Here is a 20,354-nt window from a genome sequence, read left to right as displayed (position 1 = left end):
GGGCGAACCCCGGCCCTTTCGTCGACGAAACCCGCGCCCGGCGAGTCGTTTCAGGGTAGCGCGCGCCCTCCGGGGCGGACTGTGCATTCGCCCACGGCGTACAGCCCGGGTGCGCGGTTCAGGAGTAGACGTGCGGTGCGAGCACGGCGACGTCGCGCAGGTTGCGGTACTTCTCCGCGTAGTCCAGCCCGTATCCGACGACGAACTCGTTCGGGATGTCGAAGCCGACGTACTTGCAGTCGACCTGCACCTTGGCGGCCTCCGGCTTGCGGAACAGCGCGAACACCTCGACGGATGCGGCGCCGCGGGCCTCGAAGTTCTCGAGCAGCCAGCTGAGGGTCAGCCCGGAGTCGATGATGTCCTCGACGATGAGCACGTGCTTGTCGTGGATGTCGGTGTCGAGGTCCTTGCGGATCTGCACCACACCGCTGGACTTCGTGCCGGTGCCGTAGGAGGAGACGGCCATCCAGTCCATCGGGGCGAGCATCGGCAGCGCGCGGCTGAAGTCGGCCATGACCATGATCGCGCCCTTGAGCACACCCACGAGCACGAGGTCCTTGCCCTCGTAGTCGGACGCCACCTGCGCGGCGATCTCCTCCAGTTTCGCGAGGATCTCCTCCTCGGTGGCCAGGACGTCGGTCAGGTCATCGGCGAGGTCGGCGGCGCGCATGCCACCACCGTAGCGCCCGGCATCCCGGTCACGCTGGGAAACCGCTCGGCCCGGGGAGGCCGGAAGGACCATCAGGATGCGGCGGTGATCTCGACGCGGCCGGCGGCGCGGCGTGCGCGGCACCCGGGGAGGTCGATGGGGCCCTGCCCGCTCCAGTCGGTGACGAGTCGGGCGACCTCGACCGTCTGCGCCCGGGTGAGCGCGACGTGGAACTCGCTGGCCACGACGTGCCGGATGATGCGGTGCCGGAGCGCCGGCGGGTTCGCGGCGAGCGCGGCCACCGAGATCGCGATACCGGCCTCGGCCGGCTCCACGATGTCCTCGATGGTCTCCTCGATCATCTCCTCGAACGCGGCGGCGTCCTCCCGGAGCTGCACCGCGGTTCGGGCGAGGGCCTCCGCGATCCCGGGGCCCAGCTCCGCCTCCAGCACGGGCAGCACGCGCGTGCGCACCCGGACGCGCGCATAGGCCGGGTCGTCGTTGTGCGGGTCGTGCCACGGCTCGAGCCCCTCCGCCTCGCAGGCGGCGTGCGTCGTCGCTCGGTGCACGCCGAGGAGCGGGCGGATCCAGCGCATGTCGTCGTCCGGACGGTCGGGCGCCATGCCGGCGAGACTCGTCGCGCCGGCGCCGCGGGCGAGTCCGAGGAGCACGGTCTCGGCCTGGTCGTCGAGGGTGTGTGCGAGCAGGACCGCCGCAGCCCCCGCCTCGGTCGCGGCGTCGCGGAGCGCGGCGTACCGGGCCTCGCGCGCCGCGGCCTCGGGTCCGCCTGCGGTGCCCACCTCGACGCGGATCACGCGGGCGTCGGCGCCGCGGTCGCGGGCGGCGGATGCGGCGGCCTCCGCAACCTGGGCGGAACCGTCCTGCAGGCCGTGGTCGACGGTGACGGCGAGCACCCGCATCCCGCGCTTGGGCGCCTCGAAGGCGGTGGCGGCCATGAGCGCCAGCGAGTCGGCGCCGCCGGAGAGCGCGACCACGACGAGGTCGCCGTCCAGACGGTCGAGCGATTCACGCACGTGTCGGCGGACCTCGGCGACGGCGGGGTGCAGGGGCGGTCGCATGGGTTTCACGGTACCGGCCGGACTAGGCTTGTCCGCGGCATTCCCATCTTTCAGAAGGAGCACACGCATGGGCGCTTACGAGGCCGTCATCGAGATCCCGCGCGGCAGCCGCGTGAAGTACGAGGTCGACCACGGCACCGGGCGGGTCTTCCTCGACCGCATCCTGTACACGGTCTTCGGCTACCCCACCAACTACGGGTTCTTTGAGAACACGCTCGGCGAGGACGGCGACCCGCTCGACGTGCTCGTGCTGCTCGACCGCGAACTGCACCCCGGCATCATCGCCAAGGTGCGCCCCGTCGCCGTGCTGAAGATGAGCGACGAGGCCGGCGGCGACGACAAGGTCGTCGCGGTCATCAGCAAGGACCCGCGCTGGGACCACATCCAGGACGTCGACGACATCGACGAGTGGACGAAGAAGGAGATCTCGCACTTCTTCGAGCACTACAAGGACCTCGAGCCGAACAAGTGGGTCAAGGTCGACGAGTGGGCCGGCGCCGCCGAGGCGGAGCGCCTGGTGTCCGAGGCGTTCACCCGCTTCGAGGAGCACGAGGCGCAGACCCGCACCCAGGGTGAGGGCGAAGCGCCCCGCACCGTCTGACGACACGTACCGGACCGGCGGGTCCGCACGGCCGGCACCTTCGGGTGCCCCGAGCGGATGCCGCCGGTTCGTCGTTTCCGGTGCGCGCCGGTGCTGCTGCTGGGGGCGTCAGACGGAGATGCCGCGCGCGGCCATGAACGGCACCGGGTCCACGGTGGAGCCGTTCACGTAGACCTCGAAGTGGAGGTGGCAGCCGAACGAGTTGCCGGTGTTGCCGACGGCCGCGATGACCTGGCCGGCGTTGACCCACTGACCGGACCGCACGTAGATGCCGCCGTTGACGATGTGGGCGTAGCCGGTGCCGATGCCGCCGCCGTGGTTGATCTTGACGTAGTTGCCGTAGCCGCCGTTGTACCCGGCGTACTGCACGGTGCCGCTGTAGGCCGCGTAGATGTTGCTCCAGCATCCGGGGGCGAGATCGACACCCGCGTGGAGGCTCGAGGAGCAGTAGCTCGGCGTGCACTGCGTGGTGCGCCAGCCGTAGCCCGAGCTTCGGGAGCCGGCCGACGGGCGGACCCATCCGCTGCCGGCAGGGGCACTGCCACCGCCGCCTCCGCCGCCACCGCCGCCGCCCTGTTGGTTCTTGGCGGCCTCGGCGGCTGCCGCTGCGGCCGCCGCCGCTGCGGCAGCGCGGGCGGCTTCGGCGGCCTTGCGGGCCTCCTCCTCGCGGCGGCGCTGCTCGGCGACACCGGCCTGGTAGTCGGCGACCGTCTTGGCGGTCGTGTCCTTCAGCGCGGCGAGCTGCGCCTGCAGGGTGTCGAGGTTGTTGTTCTGCTCCTCGAGCGCGGCCTGCGCGGCGTCCGCCGCGGCCTGCGACTCCTGCATGGCCTTGTCGGCCTCCTGCTGGAGCCGGTCCCGCTCGTCGCGGGCCACCTTGGCCTGGTCGGTGAGCGACTGCGCCGCGTTCCGGGCTGCGACCGCATCCGCGTAGACGGCCTGGTTGCGCTCGAGCAGCTTGTCCATCGTGCCGAGTCGGGCGAGGAGGTCGTCGGCGCCCGCGGCCGACCCGGCGAGGAAGAGCTGGAGCGACGTGTTGTCGCCGCCGCTGCGGTACAGCTGGCCGGCAACGCGGCCGGCCTTGTTCGCCGCCTCGAGGGCCTTCGCCGACTGCTCGTCGGCCTGAGCCTGCAGCTGATCGGCGTTGAAGGCCGCCTCGAAGAACTTCTGCTGCGCCTCGTAGAACTCCTGGGCCTTCTGCTCGGCGATCGCCTGCTTGTTGGCGACGTCGGCCTGCAGCTCGGCGATGAGCCGCTCGATCCTGCTGATCTCGCCAGCCTTGGCGGACTCGTTCGCCTTCGCACGCTGCACGTCGTCCCAGGACGGGTAGCCCTCGATGGCCAGCGCACCGGAGGCGGAGAAGGTGGCGCCTGCGACGCCCGCGAGTGAGAGCGCGCCGATGGCACCGACCCCGAGCGCGCCGCGCCGGTTCATCTCCGGCCAGAGCAGGCGGCGCTCACGGGCGGTGGGTGCGCAGTCGCACTCTTCGGCCTCGTCGACCCGCTTCCACATGGAAGTCACCTTCCGTCCACAACTCGGACCACAGTAGCAACAGGGGTCACATCAGTAACAGGGCTGTGCATGAGAAACACACACGTCGGCCCCATCCTCCCTGATGAGCAGCGGTTTCCACGGAGGACGCGCGGACGGTTCGGGACTCGATTTCGCAGAACGGGCAATCGTCACGTATAGTCGATTGTCGGTAAGCGTGAGCCCACCGGGTTCGCTCGGCCCCATCGTTTAGCGGCCTAGGACGCCGCCCTTTCACGGCGGTAGCACGGGTTCGAATCCCGTTGGGGTCACTGATTCCGAAACCTATAATTGAACAAGCATGGCCCTGTAGCGCAGTTGGTTAGCGTGCCGCCCTGTCACGGCGGAGGTCGCGGGTTCAAGTCCCGTCAGGGTCGCTCCGAGCGACGGGCCCTTTTCTTGAAGAGGGCCTTTCGTCTAGGACGTGGCACCACGTCGTTCGCGATACGAGTGCCGCGCGGCTCTGTAGCTCAGTTGGTAGAGCGTTCGACTGAAAATCGAAAGGTCACCGGATCGATGCCGGTCGGAGCCACTAGAACCCCTGCGTAGCTTCTACATCGCAGGGGTTCTTTTTGCGCTTTAGCTGGCGTTCTGGGGAGCGCGAGCGCCGAGAGCGCGGGACCCGACGAAGAACTTTCAGTCGAAGGCCCCGCACTTACTCCGCATTTTCAAATCAGTCCCGCAAGCGCATCATCGAGGATGGCAGCAGCGGCTGTGGACCCCTTCAAGGTGTTCATGTACACGTCCTGCGTCATGCTGGGGTTCTCGTGGCCCAAATAGTCCGCTATCTCGGTGGCCGAGAGCCCTGCCCGATCGAGAATCGTCGCGGCTGTCTTTCTGAAGGCATGCGTTGACAGTTCCGGATAGCCGAGTAGATCTCTTCGCTCCCGCAACTCGCGCTGCGTGTTCGATGGATCCCGAGTGCTAGCTCCACGGCGTTCGGGTCCGTCAACTCTCGAAGCCCCATGGAAGAAACGTAGTTCAGTTCCGGAAGGTCCTGTGGCTACCGAAGGCGCTGAAGTCGCGCCGCACGCTGCGCCGATAGATCAGATAAGGGGGAATGAAGTGGGTATCTGTCCGACCCCTTGAAGTGAGATGGGGCTGAGTCGTTGAGCGGGGTCGATAGCCTCGATGCACCGAACGAGAGCGTGGGCATGACGACCGAGGACACCGACCGGGAGACCGTGCTCGCGCTCCAGCTGACGATGAGCATCGAGACTCCGGACGACATCCTCGAGACGTGGGAGGCGCGTGTGCTGCGCGTCGACGCGGAAGACGGCCAAGAGATCGGCTCTGTCGCGCGCGCGACCATCTACCGGGCCCACCTCGAGCGAGGCTGGTTCGACCTGATGGACTCGATCGACAGCGATGTGGCCGGCGTAGCGGAAGCGTTCCTCGACAACGACGCCGTCGGCGAGGCCGACGAGGACTCAGTGTTCGCCGTTGCGCTGAGCATCATCGACTACGTCGAGGTCGACGAGGAGGCACGCGGCGAGAAGATCAGCCACGAGCTGGTCCGGCTCTACGCCAGCGTCTTCAGGACGGACGCCATCGCACTGCGGCCGGCCAACCTGTCGACGGGGTCTGACGGCGAGTACGTGGTCGACGAGCTGAAGCACCGCGCGCTCACGCGCCACTGGAAGGAGATGGGATTCGTCCCGATCCCCACCTACGACGTGATGCTGCTACCGCTGGGCGCGCGGTAGATCAGCTGGCGCCAGCGGTCAGATCAGCTCGGCGACGACGCCGGCGAGGCGGTACCGCGCCGACCCGTCGCCTCACCGGTCAGGGCGATCTGCTCGTCCATGAGCGCGCGACCGGCAGGTGAGCTGAACGGGTCGGCGCTACGCACCACGGTCTCTGCGATACCGAGCGCACCCAGTACCGCCATGACGGAGTCAGTCGCGGCGAGCCGGTGCCGTTGCTGACCGCCTTGACGACTGCCGCACTATCCCGCATTTATCCCGCAGATTCCGTAGCAACGGGTGCAACTTGCCGCGACGCGACAAAGAGTGAGGACGCGGGAGCCGCCACCACTCCCTCCCACGAACCGTTACCGCTGCGTTACCACTGAATCCGCCGACGCACGAGAAAACCCCCGCGATCCCAGTGTTTCAAGGGATCTGCGGGGGTTTCACATGGCGGTGACGGTGGGATTTGAACCCTTATCCCCGACGGCTATTGGCGAAGACCTACCCGGTTTCGCGTGGATTTGCCGCGTTCGCGTACGTTCAGGACTCCGTTCGCGGACGCCGGAAGTCGTTCGGATCTTCTCAATTTGTCCTCACGAATTCGGCGAGCGTGGTGGGTGAATACGAGAGGAAACGGGGCGTAGCGTCAAGCCTCCAGCTGGCTTCGCTTGGTGAAGACGAGGGTAAGCGCGGCTGCGGCGGCGAACGAGGAGGTGATGAAAGCTGCGATCGCCTCGTTCAGGATCGATGCGGGTCCACCCGGTAGGGCCACGAACAGGGCCGACAGGATCCCGATGCCGACGGCGGTCCCGGCTCGCTGGGCGACGGTGACGAGTGCGCTGGCAACGCCGGCGTCCCGTCCTTCGGTCTGCACGAACGATGCGTTGGTGTTGGGGCCGACGAAAAGTCCCACCCCCAGGCCTGTGATCAGCAGGGGAAGCAGCATCACGAGGAACGTCAGCGCGTCGGCGGGGAGCGAGAGCACCAGGACGCCCACCGCGGCGAGTCCAACCGTAATCATCGTGAGTCCCGCAATGATCACGCGGGTCCCGTACCGTGCGGTGAGCGCGCGGGTCGATAGTGCGCTGGCTACGCTGCCCAGCGCGAACGGAGTGACAAGCAGCCCCGCCGCGAGAGCATCGTGGCCGAGTGCCTCTTCCCAGAGAAGCGCGAGGACGAGGAAAGATGCGGTGAATCCAGCGAAGCCAAGGAACGTGCTCACGATCCCGATAGGAAGCGCGCGCTGCCGGAACAGCCGCGGCGACACCACCGCGAACCGGTCCTTCCGTTCGCGGGCTTTGATCCACAGTGCGAAGAGCACGAGCAGCGCGGCTCCGGCGGCGAGCATGATTGCAGACGGGGGCGTGAAACCTTCACCCAGCGAGAACGGCAGAATCGCAAGGCCGACCCCGGCCGTGAACAGCAGCATTCCGATGGGATCGGTGCCCCGTACGCCGAGCGGTGCGGTCGCGGGGATCACGGCGACGCCCAGGATGACGGCCAGCAGCCCGAAGGGCACATTCACGAGGAAGGTCAGGCGCCACCCGAGGTCGCCGCCGAAGTGGATGAGCAAGCCGCCCAGCAGTGGGCCCGCGGCGCTCGAAGCACCGAAGACCGCCCCCATGATGCCGAACGGGCGTGCACGCTCCGGCCCCTTGTAGAGCAGCTGGATCAGAGCAGTCACCGGCGTCATCGCGAGCCCACCGCCGATGCCCGCGAGCGCGCGCCCGAGAACCAGCTGCGTCGCATCCGGCGCGAAGCCGCACCACACGTTCGCGATCGTGAAGATCGCGACGCCGGCGATGAAGACCTTCTTGTGGCCGAACTGGTCGCCCAGACGCCCCGCGGGGAGCAGAACGAGTGCGAATACAAGCGCGTACGCGGTGAGCACGAGTGTCTGCTGCGTCGTGTCGGCTCCCACCCCCTCACGGATGGCGGGAAGCGCGACGTTCACGCTCGTCACACTCAGCAGCGTGAGCGCTGCAGGGATCAGCAGAACAGTGAGGGCGAGCCAGCGGCCGCGGCCGCCTGCAGCGTGCAAGTGTGCCGAACGCGTCGAGTGCGTATCGCTCATGGGGTTCCTCCGTCGGGAGGCTCTCGCGGCCGGGATCCCGGGGTGCGACAGCCTGCCCGGTCATGGATCGGTTGCAAAGGCTGCCGCGGCGTAGGTAGTTCCCGTGCCATGTAGTGGGTGGCGGTACCCGAACCTGTCCAAGCGAACCAGCAGGACAACCTCATGGCTTTTCGGCACCGCCATTCTACGCGCGGGAAACTGTGGGCGAGCCGGGTGCCGCTCCGCGCGCATGCATAACACGTGGCCGCCCGTGGAGATGTGCGCCCCGAGTATCTCCCGGCGATAAACGCCGAGCGCTGTCATCGACCCGCAACGACACCCGAACGCCGTCGTGCCCGCGGAAGTCCCCGACAGCATTCAGACGTTCAACTCGTCAGTGGTGGACGCGGCACCGCAACCGAACCCGCAGCACTGAGCCGATGCGACTGCGAGCCGTCAGCCCACGCATCCCCTGGGGCGCGTGGGGTCCGGACCTACGGTGGGTCAGTTACCCACCGCAGGGAGCACGCCCCACCTATCGAGGGCGGGGCAGCACCGCAGATTTCCGCGTGTCGAGCTGACCAGATTCGGGTTTCGAGCGGGCACAAACACGTGGCCGCCACCGCTGTGATCGGGGCTCTCATGACCGACGGGCATCTCGGATTCATCCTCTGCACGGGCGTCGGCGCCATCGTGCTCGTCATCTTCGGTGTCGCGCGCTCAGCACTCAAGCTCGCCCCGTACCCGTCCTACTGGTGGTAGCCAGCGCTTGAAGTGGTAGCCCTCAGAGGCGACCGCCTCGGTCTCGGATCGACTCGGCGACGACGCTGGCGAGACGGTACCGCGCCCATCCGTCACCGTTCGGGGCATCCCACTGGAGGCTCCGTTCTGCACGGTTCAGCAGGGCGTGCTCTTCGGGAGTGACCCAGCACTTGACAAGCATCCGGTCGAAGATCTCGAGCAGGTGCTCGCGAACGTCACGGTGTGCGCTGCGTCGAGCGGGGTGAGCATGGTGCGAAGCCTGGTCGGGTAGCCCTGCGAGCCCTTGGTCCAGAGCCGTGCGCCGGCGGCGACCGCGGGGCGGACTTCCCGCTCGATGAGGTCGTACGCCTCGGTCGCGATCCGAAGGCGGCGGTCTGTCGGGGCGGCGGTGCTCACGGGCTCGATACTGGCACGGCGGCGTGGATCCGACGACCGCAGGCGCGACGCGCCGTCAGTCGACGTACGCGAACGACGTCGCCGCGGCGAACACCTCACGGGTGGCCGTGACCGGCTCGTCCTCCCGCAGCACCTTCGCCGGCGCCCGGTCGCCGAGGGTGGGGTTCATGCCCAGGAACCACGTCGACACCGTTGTGCCCCCGAAGCGATCGACGATGACGACCGCCGCGCGGTATGCGTCACGGAGACGCTGCTGAATCTGCTCGTCCGGGACTGCTGCGCCCTCCACCCAGGCCATCACGATGCTGGTCCGCGTGACACCGCCGATGTAGGCCGTGAGGCGGGCGCCGAGGTTCTCGCGGAGCCACGAGACGACCTCACGGAATGGCAGCGCGGTCTCGGTGGTCTCGCTCATGGCGCCAGCATAGGAGGCCGCGCGGCACGCCCACGACCGAGGGCTGTCCGCGGCGCCCGGTAGCCTGCCGGGATGACACAGCCGCCCCTCGGGTCCTCTGTCCGTCTCGTCGCCAGCATCACCGGTGTGCTCGCGCTCGCGGCCGTCACTGTCGGGTGTAGCGCCTCGAGCACCGAAGCAGCGTCGACGCCGGCGCCGACCGTGACGGTCACCGTCACCGAGCCGAACCCCGAGGTCACGGATGCGGAGTCATGCGAGCAGTTCGCCGACGTGGTCACGGTGGTGTCCAACGTCCGGGTGGACGCGATGGACGGCCGGATGTCGGAGCAGGAGGCGAGGGGCTGGAACAGCCTGGCGACGCGCATGCTCGACCGGATCCCCACCCGCGGTGAAGGCGCAGTCAGCGACGAGATCGCGGCGCTGAAAGAGCTGAGCCCCGCGGTCCCCTCCGGGGCGAAGGGGGACACGATCATCGGCACCGACGAGTGGTTCGGGTCGGGCGACCTCGCAAACGCCTGCGAGGAAGCGGGCGCCCCCTACAGCATCCTCATGTTCACCGGCGGGTGAGATGGCCGAGCACGGTCGTGTCGGTCAGCGGCAGCGTGCACACCGGTGATCATCGCCTCGTAGGTCTGCCGGTCTTCTGCCGTCATGACGTCTCTGCCGTGCTCGGTGAAGAACGCTGCGGCCGCGGCAGCGTGGGCCTGCCAGCCCTTGTGCTCGGCGCGCTCTGTCACGGTCCGGCTCAGCTCCAGATCGCGCGAGCGGCCTTCTCCGCGGCGCCGAGCGCGAGGCCCGCGACCTCTGCGCCACCCTCCGCTTCGGCGAGGATGCTGCGCATCGAGGACATCGCGGCGGTCCATCGCGCCTGCGCGTCGTCGTACGCCGCACGCGCTGCGCCGTCCCAGCCTGAGCGGAGGCGGCCTGCATCGGACTCGAGGCGATCGAGCACGTCACCGATGGCTGTGGTTGCCTCGGTGAGCGATCCGATCAGCGCCTCGTGGCGGCCGCTGTCGAAGCTGATGGTCACGCCAGGTCCGCCTCGGTGAGGTCGTGCGGACGGAGCTCGTACTGGGACGGCACCGTGCCGGTGTCGTAGTAGGCCAGGAATATCTCGGTGGCCTCCTCTAACGCGAAGACCTCGTCGGGGTATACCTCGGTCTCGTGCGCACCGCCGTCGAAGGCGATTGCGACGTCGGGTTGTCCAGCCCGGTCGCCGCCGCGGCCGAGCGTGTACAGGCGGAACTCACCGTCGTCGTCGCGCTTGCGGATCTCGATCGTCATCGCCTCGGTGGTCCCGGCGCACTGCAGGAATGCGTCGTTGCCCCCGGCATGCACGTACTCCACGAAGTCCGCGCCTTCGGGGAGCTCTGACAGCACGAAGGTGGAGTGGTGCTCGGGGGTGAGCATCCCGAGGAGGCGAACGAGCTGCTGCCTGGGCGAACGGGTCGGCGCCCACAGGCGCATCATGCTGCCGTCGGTCGCGTAGTAGAACTCACGTGTCATGGGACCACCTTGATCTCGACTCTGACGATAGTGACCCGCTCGCCGTTGACGACGGCTGTTGCGGGATTGCTCTAGCAATCATTCGACGTCGACGCATCCGGATCGGGAGGCGCTGCAGGGAAAGCAGCCAGCAGCGCTGTACACAGCGGCCGCGTGTACTCGCTTTCGTAGAACCCGACCCATCTCCCAACGGCGCGTGCAAGCAATTCAGGTGGGCTACCCCCGCGATCCTGTAGCTCGGCAATGACCGGTCGCGTGTCGGTGGCGAACCTGCTTCGGGAACAGACCGCCGAGAGTTCGATATCGAGGAGGGTGTCAGCGTTCACACGCTGACGCTACTTGTGCCCTCCGACCATGCTTGGATCGCGCCGGCGGGCGCCCGGCCCGTCGCGAGCGGTTCTCGACCGGACGTCATCGATTGTTCCCACCCTCCTGGGGGGGCGCAGCGTCGCCAACTGATCCCACCCCCGAACGGCACAACGTCACCAACTGATCCCACCTGGGGTCGCAAGAGCACCACCATCCCGCACTCTTCTGTCACTAATTGATCCCACGTTCACGCCGCGTTCACCCCGCTGAGGAGTGCGCCGCCTGGATCGAGATCCCGCATCAACCCCGCACATTCCACAGTAAGGGATGGAAATCGCCAGCAATCCAAATCAATTCTGACCTGGGATAAACGAAGCTGGCGGGAGTCAGCAGAAACCCCCGATACCGCATCACTCTTAATCGAAAGGTCACCGGATCGATGCCGGTCGGAGCCACAAGGCTGATCGTTACAATCGGCCCAGAAACCCTCGCGTAGCTTCTACATCGCGGGGGTTTTGCCTTTCCCGCGGCACGGGCACCGCCGGTGACCGCTTCCGTTCGTCGCGCAGCGCGAGTACGGTCGTCGGAACCGTGAGGGGGCTGCCATGACGCGGTACGCGATCGACGCGGCGACCGCGCTGCGGATCATCCGGGACGACCCGCAGCTCGGCGAACGCCACGCCCTCGTCGGACCAGGCGTGCTCCGCAGCGACGTGCTGGCCGACCTCTACCGGCAGGTGCGTGCGGGCCGACTCGACGAACGCACCGCCAAGACCGAACTCGATGCCCTCGCGACCCTGCGCATCCGCCTGCTCGGCGACCGGGTGTCGCGGATGACGGCCTTCCGCCTCGCCCGACGTTTCGACGAACCCGAGATCGGTTCGCTCGAATACCTGGCCGTCGCGACCCTGCAGGCCGACGCACTCGTCTGCGAGGACACCGTCCTCGCCGCACGCGCCGAGGGGCTCGTGCCGGTCGTCCCCTACGACGTCCTCCGCTGACGCCGATCGGCACTCTCGGACTCGGCCGTCAACCCCGCGACGGCCCCGGCCCTTCGGACGGATGCTGGGCGGACCCCGCATCCGGGGACCACAGACGAAGGAGCGCGACATGACCGACACCGGACTGCCCGGCGACAACACCAAGGACGCCGAGAACGACCCCAAGGACGCCCGCGAGTCCGACAACGTGCTGGAGAAGGTGGGCGACGCGGTCGGTTCGGTCATCGGCGGCGCGCCGAAGGACGACGAGGAGCGCGACGCCGACACCGACGAACAGCGCTGACGCCCGCATCCTGCGTCATCGCGTCGCACGCCGTCGCGGAGTCGGGGAGAATCGACGGAAGCCGGCACGGTGACCCCCGTGCACTGCGCCGACGACGGAAGACCCATGAGCTCCACGCACGACCACCCCGCGCCCCGCCCCGCCCCGCCGATCTCGGCCGCCCGCCGACGGACGATGATCCTGTTCGCGGCCACGGCCGCGGTCGTCACGATCTCGGCCATCGGTGCGCCGGTGATCGCCCACCAGGTGGCGTACGTGAAGGCGCTCGGTTCCTACCGGCAGTCCGTCGACGCCGTCACCGACGCGTACGCGCGGCTGGTTCGGGCGCACGCCGCGTTCGACGTCGCCACCGGCCGTGCCGAGGCCGCTGCCGCGGAGGCGACCGAGCTCCTGACGGACGCGGTGGAGGCCGCGGACCCGGTGGATCTCGATGCGCTGCGCACGGAGACCCGCCACCTCGCCCGCCGCGCCGGCCTCGTCCTCACGCCTCCCGGCGCGGACACGCGGTCGGTGACCGTCAGGCAGCACGACCCCGTCCCTCGCCTGGAACTCGGCGAGACCCCGCAGGGGATGCATCCGCTGCGGGAGGCGACCGATGAGAACGACCGCCGCGCCGCGAGCCTCGCACACGACGCCGCGGGCTACGAACTCGCAGTCGATGCCGTCGAGGACCAGCTCGAGGTCGTCATCGACCTCACGACCGGCATCCGCGACACGGTGCACGGGTTCGGCGCCGGCGGGCGCGTCATGTTCGATCCGGATGCTGCGGACGACCCCGTCCTCGCGGCCGCCGAACCGGATGCCGAGGCGTCGACGCCGGCGGCGTGACACGCCCCAGCGGCCGCCGTCGCGGCGCGCAGCGGCCCCGTTCGTGCCCTCCGTCCGCGCCGTTCGTGCCCTCCGTCCGCGCGGGGGGGGCGTGCACAACTGCGGAGATTGCACCCGACACGCCGCGCCCCCGGCATCCGATCCCGGCGTGTCGGCCGTCGACTCCGCAGTTGTGCACGCGGTGATCAGACGGGAGTGCACGCGGCGCGACCGGATTCGGGCGCACGCGGCGCGACCGGACTCGGGGTGCACCCGGCGTGGGCCGGATGCGGCGGCTACCCGTTCGGGTTGGTGGCGACGCCGTCGAGCCACAGCTCGTCGGTCGGATCCGCGTGCGTGCCGCCGCTGCCCACGTGCTTCCCGCTGATCTTCGGCCCCTTCGTGATGACGTGGACCATCGCCATCGCGTGACCGCGGCCGAGCCCGTAGTCCTCGGCCAGCCACGCCACGATCGGCGCGGCCTTGGTGTGCTCGTCGAACCCCTTCGCCCGGGCGAGGTCGATGAGCTCGCGCGGGGTGAGGCCCGTCTTCTTCTCGACGGCGTCGAGGTACGCCTGGAACGACATGATGACTCCTTCGTGTGTCCGGTTCAGTCGGTGACGGCGGGGATGTCGAGGCGACCGCGGTCGTCCCACCACTCCTGGATGATCAGCGGGGAGGCGTGCATGCAGACGATCCGCAGCCGGCCCGCGCCGACATTGACGAACCGGTGCCACGTTCACACCGGCGCCGTCGCGGTGTCACCCGCTTCGGCGCGCAGCACCCGGTCGCCGATGGTGAGCTCCGCCGAACCTTCCAGCACGAGCCACGTCTCGGTGTACGGATGCCGGTGGAGCCCCGGGCCCTGACCAGGTTCGTTGTCCACGAAGAAGTACGACACGTCTGCGCCGTGCTCCCGGCCGACGAACCTGCGCGTCCGGCCCGTCCCGATGCGCAACGATCCCGCTGCGACGATGTCTGCGATCTGCTCGTCCACGATGACCTCCGATCGATTCCCTTCGAGCGTGGCGCGGGTGGACCTGGCGTCCTAGCCTTTCGATGTGGATCGAAAGGTCGTCGACTTCGTGCTCGCACCCGACGACGTGCGTGCGATCCGATTCGGCGTCTCACCGGGGCACGAGCTCTGTCACGCGGTCCGTGTGGTGCAACGGCCCGACCTCGCCCCGCTGCAGTGGGGATGGCTGCGCGCCACCCGTGCCGGGTTGCCGCGGGACGCGTTGGAACTGCTCGTCCTCCTCATCCGCGACGAGGGGTACTTCCCCGACTTCCTCACCAGCGCGCCGACCTGGGATCTCACGCCCGAGGACGAGGCGGAACGGTTGCGGCACGTCGACGACGACCGCTTCGCCGTCGACATGCGCAAGGTGCTCGACCGCTCCACGGGTGCCCGACGCGACGCCGTACAGCGGCTGCTCGACCACCCGGACCGGGCGCGCGCGATGATCGCGGAGGCGTGGCTCGAGCTGTGGCGGGCCGCGCTCGAGCCGGTCTGGCCGCACATCGAACGCCTGGTGCGCGCAGACATCGCGGTGCGATCGCGGCGGATCGCCGAGCAGGGCCTGGGCGCCATGATCGAGACGCTGCACGACCGGATCTCCTGGCACGAGGGCGCCGTCCGCGTCCGGATGCGGATCTGGAGCGAGGTCGTCGACTGCCGGGGCAGCGGCCTCGTGCTGGTGCCGTCGGTCATGAGCTCCACCGGATGCAGCGTCATCACCGAACCGCCTTCGACGCCCACGCTGTTCTACGCCGCACAAGGAGTGACCGCCGACTGGGCTCGGCGCGCCGAAGGCTCCGGGGCGCCCCTCGCCGCACTGCTGGGACCCGCCCGCGCGCGGATCCTGCTCGACGCGCACGAGGCGCGCACGACCGGTCAGGTGGCGGCGGACACCGGAATCACGGCGTCGACCGCCTCGCATCATCTCACCGTGTTGCGTGAGGCCGGGCTCCTGCTCAGCGAGCGGAGCGGCCCGCGGATGCTGCACCGACGCTCGCCGCTCGGCGAGGCGCTCGTCGCCGGCGCGGTCACGGGCTGAGCGGACGCGGCACGCCCTGCCCGGCGCGACCGGTCAGCGGATGACGGCGGCGACGGCGGCCAGTTCGATGAGTGCGCCCGGCACCGCGAGGCCCGCCACCCGCGCCGACGTGACGAGCGGCGGGCGGTCGGCCGCAAGTTCCGCCGCGATCGCGCGGTAGCCGGCGGCGACGTCGACGCCGTCGACGAAGAGGACGGTCCACTGCACCACGTCGGCGAGCGTCGCGCCTGCCGCGGCGAGCGCGACCTTCGCGTTCGCGAGCGCCTGCACGGACTGCGCGGCGACGTCGCCCGCGCCGACGAGCGACCCGTCCTCGGCGATCGCGTTCTGTCCGCCGACGTAGATCGTCGTCGCCCCGGGCGGCACCACCGCGACGTGGCTGAACGCAGGACTGGACACGAGCCCTTTCGGCTTCAGGCGTTCGATGCGGTTCATACGGACACGATGGCACGCACCGGGGACACCGCGCTCAGGGCCGCGGACGCTCCGCGCCGAGGATGCGGAGCAGGTCGACCAGCTGCGCACGCTGCGGCTCGGTCAGGGCGTCCAGCATCCGCACCTCCGCCGCGACGAGCTCGCGCATCGCCCGCTCCGCGACCGCACGCCCCTCGGGGGTGATGCGGACGATGCGGCTGCGCGTGTCGTCGGGGTTCCACTTGCGGGCGACGAACCCGCGCTGCTCCAGCCGGTCGGTGCGGTTCGCCATGGTCGCGGACGGCGTGTGCGTCGCCGCCGCGAGTTCCGAGGGCGTCGACATGCCGTGCGGCGCGACGCACAGACTCGAGAGGATCTCGAACTCCCCGGTCTCGAGGCCGGCGCGTTCGAAGGCCGCGGCACGCTCGACCTGCAGCGCCTGACCCAGCCGCCGCATCCGCGAGAACACCTCGAGCGGTGAGAAGTCGAGGTCGGGGAGCTCGTGCTTCCACCCGGCGATCACGAGGTCGACGTCGCCGGTGACCGCGTCGGGAACCTGTCGCCGCCGCATCCGCCCCGCCTTCCCGTACGCGCTCGAACGGACCGGATGCGGCCCGCGGTCTCAGTATCGCGTACCCCGGTGCCGGCGGGACCGCGGCCGTATGATCCAAGGGCGGTCGTGGGGACCGCGAGGAGCACCGGGGACAGCCCGGTCTGACGGCGCCGGGACGCCGAGGGGGATGCGCATGGCCTCGACGCGACGGAGCCGCCGGCAGATTCGACGACTGCGCGCGGTGCTGCTGAGCATCGCCGGCGTCATCGTGGTGGCGGCGGTGGCGGGCGTCGTGTGGCTGGTGTCGGCCACCCGTACCGAGTCCGCGCCTGCCGCCGAGACCACACCCACCCCCGCGGCGACGAGCACGGCTCCCGACGCCCCGACCGACCCGGTCGACGCGCTCCTCGCCGGCACCGACGATCCGAACGCGTGTGCGGTCTCGTTCCACGGCGACGGCATCGACGTCGCCCCGCAGCTGCAGACCCAGGGCCTGCGGTACACGGGCCTCCCGATCCCGTCCCGCGACGGCTCCGTGTTCGGCGGCTGGTACGCCACGGATGCGGCGGCCGCCGCCCTCGACCCGGCCGCGCGGATCAACGGCGGCCGCGTGGTCTCGTGCACCGACCGGCGCATCGAGCTGCACGGCGCGTGGACGACCCCGGGCGAGCTGGCCGCCGCCGACGTGGGCGTGCCGATCCTGATGTACCACCAGTTCACGACGAACCCGGCCGGCGAGGACAACTCGCTCAAGCTCAACTACATCTACACCGCCGACTTCGACGCGCAGATGGCGTACCTGGCCGACACCGGCTTCTACTTCCCCACCTGGGACGAGCTCAGCGCCTTCATCGACGGACGGCTGTGGCTGCCCGAGCGGTCCGTGATCGTCACCGACGACGACGCCGACCGCACCTGGCTGGAGCTCGGCGTGCCGATCGTCGAGGCCCACGGCGTGCCTACCACGTCGTTCGTCATCACGAAGTGGCGCACCGAGCCGACCCCGTCGGTGTTCGTCGACCAGCGCTCGCACACGCACGACATGCACGACCCGGGTGCGAACGGCCAGGGCCGGATGGTCAACTGGCCGGCGGCCGAGATCGCCGCGGACCTCGAGACCTCGGCGCAGATCCTCGGCGCCAAGGAGGTCGTCGCCTACCCGTTCGGCCATTACAACGACACCGCCAAGGAGGGCGTGCGCCAGGCCGGGTTCGAGCTGGCGCGCACGATCGAGCAGGGGTATGTGCACGTGGGCACCGACAAGCTCGCGCTGCCCTGCATCCGGGTCAACTACGGCACCACACTGCAGCAGTTCATCGCCGCCGTCGGCTGACCTGTCGTTCTTGGCGCCGCGGGGCGAGCACAACTGCGGAGATCGTCCGCGACACGCCGTGCGTGCCGCATCCGTCACCGGCGTGTCGATCACGGACTCCGCAGTTGTGCACGGGATGCGGGCGGATGCGGCGCCCCGCCGCACACGCATGCCGCCTCGAGGCGATCCGAGGCACTGGGCGACTCCTCAGCATCCGACGGGCGTCGGGGCGTGCGCGCGCCGTAGCCTGGAGGCATGACCTCCGAGAACGCGACCATCACCATGTTCGGCGCCGACTGGTGCCGTGACTGCCGCCGCACGAAGGCGCAGCTCGACGAGCTGGGCGTCGCCTACGAGTACGTCGACCTCGAGCAGGACCCGGCCGCCGCCGACGTCGCCAAGGAGATCTCGGGCCGCACGAACATCCCGGTGGTCGTGTACCCCGACGCCACGCACCACGTCGAGCCGAGCAACGCCGACGTCGAGGCGAAGCTGCGCGAACTCGCGATCATCTGATCGCGTGAGCGCTCCGGGTCCGGCCCGCGCCGGGTCCGCGCCCCGCCGCGACATCCAGGGGCTGCGCGCGGTCGCGGTCGTCGCGGTGGTGCTCTGCCACGCCCTCGGCCTTCCCGCGGGCGGGTTCGCCGGTGTCGACGTCTTCTTCGTCGTCTCCGGCTTCGTCATCACGGCGTCGCTGCTGCGCGACGTCGCCCAGCACGGCAGGGTGCGTCTCGGGTCGTTCTACGGCGCCCGTGTGCGCCGCATCCTGCCGGTCGCGGTCCTCGCGATCGCCGTCGTGACCGCGGTCGGGTTCGCGGTGTTCAACGGTCCGCGCGCCTGGCAGACGCTGCAGGATGCGGGCTGGGCCGCCGTCTTCGCGATGAACTGGCATCTCGCGCTCGAGGGCACGGACTACTTCGCCGCGTCGGGCGCCGAGTCGCCCCTGCAGCATCTGTGGACGCTGTCGGTCGAGGAGCAGTTCTACCTCGTCTGGCCGCTGCTGGTCGTCCTCCTCGTCGCGGCGCTGCCGGCCGCCGCCCGCAGCGGACGCCGGGCCCGCGTCGTCGTCGGGGCGGGTGCGCTGGCCGTCGCCGCCGCATCCTTCGCATGGGGTGCGGTGCAGACCGCGGCCGCGCCGGAGGTCGCCTACTTCTCCACGGCGACACGCGCCTGGGAGCTCGCGCTCGGTGCGGTCCTCGCCGCCGCCGCGCCGGTGCTCGCGCGCATCCCGCGCCCGATCGGCGGCGCCCTCGGATGGGTCGGCACCGCCGGCGTGGTCGCCGCCTTCCTCATGCTCGACCCGGCGAGCCCCATGCCGGTACCGGCCGCCGTGCTGCCGACCGCGGCCGCCGCGCTCGTGCTGGCCGGCGGCGTCGCGGGCGATCCCCGGCACCGGCACCTGTTCGTCCTCACGAACCCGGTGAGCACCTTCATCGGCGACATGTCGTACTCGCTGTACGTCTGGCACTTCCCGGTGCTCGTGTTCGCCGCCGTGCTTCTGCCGCCGGGGACGGCGACGACGCTGCTCGTGCTGGCGGTCGTCGCGGTCGTCTCGCTGGTGTCGTACTTCGCCGTCGAGCAGCCGCTGCACCGGTCCCCGTGGCTGCGTCCGGTCGACGAGTCACCCGCGCCCCGCGACGTCGTCGAACCGGCGATCGCAGCGGCGCCGGCGCCGGAACGGATGCTGCCGAGCACCCGCCCCGCGGGCTGGCAGCCGGGTCGCCGGTACTTCCCGGGCGCACCCGCATCCACCGTCCCGGGTCTCTCGCCGCAGCCGGCCGCGCTCGAGGCCGCCGCACCCGAGCCGGCCGCGCCCGAAACCGCCGCGCCCCGGCCGCAGGCACCCGCGGTGGAAGCGCCCGAGCCGGTCGACGCGCCTGCCCGCCGCGACGCGTGGGCGGCGTGGCGAGCCCGCTACGCGCCGCGGGCGGGCGGCGCGCTGCTCGGGCTCGTCGCCGCGGCGGGCGCGGTCGTGCTCGTCCTGCAGAGCGTCCTCGGGGTGCCGGTGCTCCCACGCATCGACCCCCTCGCGGCGCCGCCGGCAGCGGACACCGATGCGATGGCGACGCTGCAGGCCGAGTTGGCGGATGCGGCGACGGCGACGGCCTGGCCGGACCTCACGCCGTCGATGGAGTCGGTGCTCGACACCGGATCGGGCGACAACCCGGCCCACGACTGCTTCTCCCCCGAGGTCGAACCGGAGCTCGCCGCATGCACCTGGGGCGCGGCCGACGCCCCACGGCACCTGTACCTCGTCGGGGACTCGACCGCCATGGCGTACGCACCGGCGTTCCGCGCGATCGCCGACGCGAGCGGCGGTGCGCTGCGGATCACCACCGTCGGACTGTACGGCTGCCGGTTCACCGACGTGCTCGTGGAGAACGGCGGCGCGGGCGTCATGGCCGCCTGCCAGGCCCGCAAGGATCTCGTCGCCGCGGCGATCCAGGCCGACGCCCCCGACGCGGTCGTCGTCTCGAACGCGTTCACCCTCGGCCACACGGTCGCGGGTCAGGACCTCGCGGCAGCCGATCTGGCCGCCGCGGCGCGGAACGAGGCGGCACGGTACGGGCTGCCCGGCCGCATCGTCTTCCTCACCCCGCCGCCGGAGAGCGTCTCGCCGCAGGTCTGCTTCTCGCCCGCCACCGGTCCCGCATCCTGCCTGTCCGGCATCGACGAGACCTGGCGCGCCATGGCCGCCGCCACCGCCGAGGACGCGGGAGCCGTCGGGGAACGGTACGTGGATGCGGTCGGCCTGGTGTGCTGGGAAGGGGTCTGCCCCGGCTTCGCGGGCGGCATCCCGGTCCGTTACGACCAGACGCACCTCACGGTGGCGTACGCCGAACACGTCGCGCCGGCGCTCCGCGAGGCGCTGACCGCCGCCGGCGTCCTCTGAGCCGCGTCGCAGTACCCGCCCCCGACTGCGCCTGTCAAGCACCGCG

At 70.1% G+C, this 20,354-nt stretch carries 23 protein-coding genes and 3 tRNA genes; 13 read left to right on the top strand and 13 right to left on the bottom strand.

Annotated features, from left to right (window positions below):
• Window positions 1-118: 118 nt before the first annotated feature.
• The gene (hpt, locus tag ACWAUO_RS11720; RefSeq protein ID WP_460775593.1) at window positions 119-670 is read right to left on the bottom strand and encodes a hypoxanthine phosphoribosyltransferase; all 552 of its coding nucleotides are present in this window, start codon (window positions 668-670) and stop codon (window positions 119-121) included.
• Window positions 671-741: 71 nt separating this feature from the next.
• Window positions 742-1,728: a tRNA lysidine(34) synthetase TilS gene (gene tilS, locus ACWAUO_RS11715; protein ID WP_460775592.1), complete on the bottom strand. Its 987-nt coding sequence runs from the start codon at window positions 1,726-1,728 to the stop codon at window positions 742-744.
• Between the two features lie 67 nt (window positions 1,729-1,795).
• Here tilS and ACWAUO_RS11710 point away from each other — a divergent pair, with 67 nt between their 5' ends.
• Window positions 1,796-2,329, top strand: a complete 534-nt coding sequence (locus tag ACWAUO_RS11710; protein ID WP_460775590.1) for an inorganic diphosphatase — start codon at window positions 1,796-1,798, stop codon at window positions 2,327-2,329.
• Between the two features lie 108 nt (window positions 2,330-2,437).
• On the opposite strand, the gene ACWAUO_RS11705 is transcribed toward ACWAUO_RS11710, so the two are convergent.
• Window positions 2,438-3,838 (bottom strand): M23 family metallopeptidase, encoded by a 1,401-nt coding sequence (locus tag ACWAUO_RS11705; RefSeq protein WP_460775589.1) that lies wholly within the window; start codon window positions 3,836-3,838, stop codon window positions 2,438-2,440.
• A 217-nt stretch (window positions 3,839-4,055) separates the two neighbouring features.
• Between ACWAUO_RS11705 and ACWAUO_RS11700 the strand changes: the two genes are divergently transcribed.
• The 3 genes from ACWAUO_RS11700 to ACWAUO_RS11690 all read left to right on the top strand — a co-directional run bounded on the left by ACWAUO_RS11700 (window position 4,056) and on the right by ACWAUO_RS11690 (window position 4,388).
• Window positions 4,056-4,128: transfer RNA gene (locus ACWAUO_RS11700), tRNA-Glu, on the top strand.
• Between the two features lie 31 nt (window positions 4,129-4,159).
• Window positions 4,160-4,233 (top strand) — tRNA-Asp (locus ACWAUO_RS11695).
• Window positions 4,234-4,315: 82 nt separating this feature from the next.
• Window positions 4,316-4,388: transfer RNA gene (locus tag ACWAUO_RS11690), tRNA-Phe, on the top strand.
• 136 nt (window positions 4,389-4,524) lie between these two features.
• Here the strand turns inward: ACWAUO_RS11690 and ACWAUO_RS11685 are convergent.
• Window positions 4,525-4,899 (bottom strand): tyrosine-type recombinase/integrase, encoded by a 375-nt coding sequence (locus ACWAUO_RS11685; protein ID WP_460775793.1) that lies wholly within the window; start codon window positions 4,897-4,899, stop codon window positions 4,525-4,527.
• A 111-nt stretch (window positions 4,900-5,010) separates the two neighbouring features.
• On the opposite strand from ACWAUO_RS11685, the gene ACWAUO_RS11680 reads away from it, so the two are divergent.
• Window positions 5,011-5,562 (top strand): hypothetical protein, encoded by a 552-nt coding sequence (locus tag ACWAUO_RS11680; protein ID WP_460775587.1) that lies wholly within the window; start codon window positions 5,011-5,013, stop codon window positions 5,560-5,562.
• 23 nt (window positions 5,563-5,585) lie between these two features.
• Here ACWAUO_RS11680 and ACWAUO_RS11675 read toward each other — a convergent pair whose 3' ends face one another.
• The 3 genes from ACWAUO_RS11675 to ACWAUO_RS11665 all read right to left on the bottom strand — a co-directional run bounded on the left by ACWAUO_RS11675 (window position 5,586) and on the right by ACWAUO_RS11665 (window position 9,173).
• On the bottom strand, window positions 5,586-5,747 hold the full coding sequence (locus tag ACWAUO_RS11675; RefSeq protein WP_460775586.1) for a hypothetical protein: 162 nt from the start codon (window positions 5,745-5,747) through the stop codon (window positions 5,586-5,588).
• A gap of 446 nt (window positions 5,748-6,193) precedes the next feature.
• Window positions 6,194-7,621, bottom strand: coding sequence for an MFS transporter (locus ACWAUO_RS11670; protein WP_460775584.1), 1,428 nt, complete (start codon window positions 7,619-7,621; stop codon window positions 6,194-6,196).
• Window positions 7,622-8,813: 1,192 nt separating this feature from the next.
• On the bottom strand, window positions 8,814-9,173 hold the full coding sequence (locus ACWAUO_RS11665; RefSeq protein WP_460775583.1) for a hypothetical protein: 360 nt from the start codon (window positions 9,171-9,173) through the stop codon (window positions 8,814-8,816).
• Window positions 9,174-9,245: 72 nt separating this feature from the next.
• Between ACWAUO_RS11665 and ACWAUO_RS11660 the strand changes: the two genes are divergently transcribed.
• Window positions 9,246-9,740 carry a hypothetical protein gene (locus tag ACWAUO_RS11660; RefSeq protein WP_460775581.1) on the top strand — a complete coding sequence of 165 codons (495 nt, stop codon included), beginning with the start codon at window positions 9,246-9,248 and terminating at the stop codon, window positions 9,738-9,740.
• A 178-nt stretch (window positions 9,741-9,918) separates the two neighbouring features.
• On the opposite strand, the gene ACWAUO_RS11655 is transcribed toward ACWAUO_RS11660, so the two are convergent.
• Window positions 9,919-10,203, bottom strand: a complete 285-nt coding sequence (locus tag ACWAUO_RS11655; RefSeq protein ID WP_460775580.1) for a WXG100 family type VII secretion target — start codon at window positions 10,201-10,203, stop codon at window positions 9,919-9,921.
• Complete coding sequence (locus ACWAUO_RS11650) at window positions 10,200-10,679, bottom strand: hypothetical protein (RefSeq protein ID WP_460775579.1); 480 nt, start codon at window positions 10,677-10,679, stop codon at window positions 10,200-10,202. The genes ACWAUO_RS11655 and ACWAUO_RS11650 overlap by 4 nt, the downstream gene beginning before the upstream one ends.
• Window positions 10,680-11,593: 914 nt before the next feature.
• On the opposite strand from ACWAUO_RS11650, the gene ACWAUO_RS11645 reads away from it, so the two are divergent.
• From ACWAUO_RS11645 to ACWAUO_RS11635, 3 genes are all read left to right on the top strand, one after another.
• On the top strand, window positions 11,594-11,989 hold the full coding sequence (locus ACWAUO_RS11645; protein ID WP_460775577.1) for a hypothetical protein: 396 nt from the start codon (window positions 11,594-11,596) through the stop codon (window positions 11,987-11,989).
• 109 nt (window positions 11,990-12,098) lie between these two features.
• Window positions 12,099-12,272 carry a hypothetical protein gene (locus ACWAUO_RS11640; RefSeq protein WP_460775576.1) on the top strand — a complete coding sequence of 58 codons (174 nt, stop codon included), beginning with the start codon at window positions 12,099-12,101 and terminating at the stop codon, window positions 12,270-12,272.
• A gap of 105 nt (window positions 12,273-12,377) precedes the next feature.
• Window positions 12,378-13,100 (top strand): hypothetical protein, encoded by a 723-nt coding sequence (locus ACWAUO_RS11635; protein WP_460775574.1) that lies wholly within the window; start codon window positions 12,378-12,380, stop codon window positions 13,098-13,100.
• A 275-nt stretch (window positions 13,101-13,375) separates the two neighbouring features.
• Here the strand turns inward: ACWAUO_RS11635 and ACWAUO_RS11630 are convergent, their stop codons facing one another.
• Window positions 13,376-13,666 carry a DUF4287 domain-containing protein gene (locus tag ACWAUO_RS11630; protein WP_460775573.1) on the bottom strand — a complete coding sequence of 97 codons (291 nt, stop codon included), beginning with the start codon at window positions 13,664-13,666 and terminating at the stop codon, window positions 13,376-13,378.
• A gap of 152 nt (window positions 13,667-13,818) precedes the next feature.
• The gene (locus ACWAUO_RS11625) at window positions 13,819-14,076 is read right to left on the bottom strand and encodes a cupin domain-containing protein (protein WP_460775572.1); all 258 of its coding nucleotides are present in this window, start codon (window positions 14,074-14,076) and stop codon (window positions 13,819-13,821) included.
• A gap of 64 nt (window positions 14,077-14,140) precedes the next feature.
• Here ACWAUO_RS11625 and ACWAUO_RS11620 point away from each other — a divergent pair, with 64 nt between their 5' ends.
• A complete protein-coding gene (locus ACWAUO_RS11620; RefSeq protein ID WP_460775570.1) occupies window positions 14,141-15,136 on the top strand; it encodes an ArsR/SmtB family transcription factor in 996 nt (331 codons plus the stop codon).
• A gap of 33 nt (window positions 15,137-15,169) precedes the next feature.
• Here ACWAUO_RS11620 and ACWAUO_RS11615 read toward each other — a convergent pair whose 3' ends face one another.
• Both ACWAUO_RS11615 and ACWAUO_RS11610 read right to left on the bottom strand, forming a co-directional pair.
• Complete coding sequence (locus tag ACWAUO_RS11615; protein ID WP_460775568.1) at window positions 15,170-15,571, bottom strand: RidA family protein; 402 nt, start codon at window positions 15,569-15,571, stop codon at window positions 15,170-15,172.
• Window positions 15,572-15,605: 34 nt separating this feature from the next.
• Complete coding sequence (locus ACWAUO_RS11610; RefSeq protein WP_460775566.1) at window positions 15,606-16,121, bottom strand: MarR family winged helix-turn-helix transcriptional regulator; 516 nt, start codon at window positions 16,119-16,121, stop codon at window positions 15,606-15,608.
• Window positions 16,122-16,296: 175 nt separating this feature from the next.
• Between ACWAUO_RS11610 and ACWAUO_RS11605 the strand changes: the two genes are divergently transcribed.
• The 3 genes from ACWAUO_RS11605 (at window position 16,297) to ACWAUO_RS11595 (ending at window position 20,308) form a co-directional block, all read left to right on the top strand.
• Window positions 16,297-17,436, top strand: a complete 1,140-nt coding sequence (locus tag ACWAUO_RS11605; RefSeq protein WP_460775564.1) for a polysaccharide deacetylase family protein — start codon at window positions 16,297-16,299, stop codon at window positions 17,434-17,436.
• A gap of 234 nt (window positions 17,437-17,670) precedes the next feature.
• A complete protein-coding gene (locus ACWAUO_RS11600; RefSeq protein WP_460775562.1) occupies window positions 17,671-17,931 on the top strand; it encodes a glutaredoxin family protein in 261 nt (86 codons plus the stop codon).
• A gap of 4 nt (window positions 17,932-17,935) precedes the next feature.
• Window positions 17,936-20,308: an acyltransferase family protein gene (locus ACWAUO_RS11595; protein WP_460775561.1), complete on the top strand. Its 2,373-nt coding sequence runs from the start codon at window positions 17,936-17,938 to the stop codon at window positions 20,306-20,308.
• The last annotated feature ends 46 nt before the right edge of the window (window positions 20,309-20,354 follow it).

Source organism: Microbacterium sp. GXF7504 (assembly GCF_054798235.1).
This window is presented reverse-complemented; position numbering and strand designations above follow the sequence as displayed.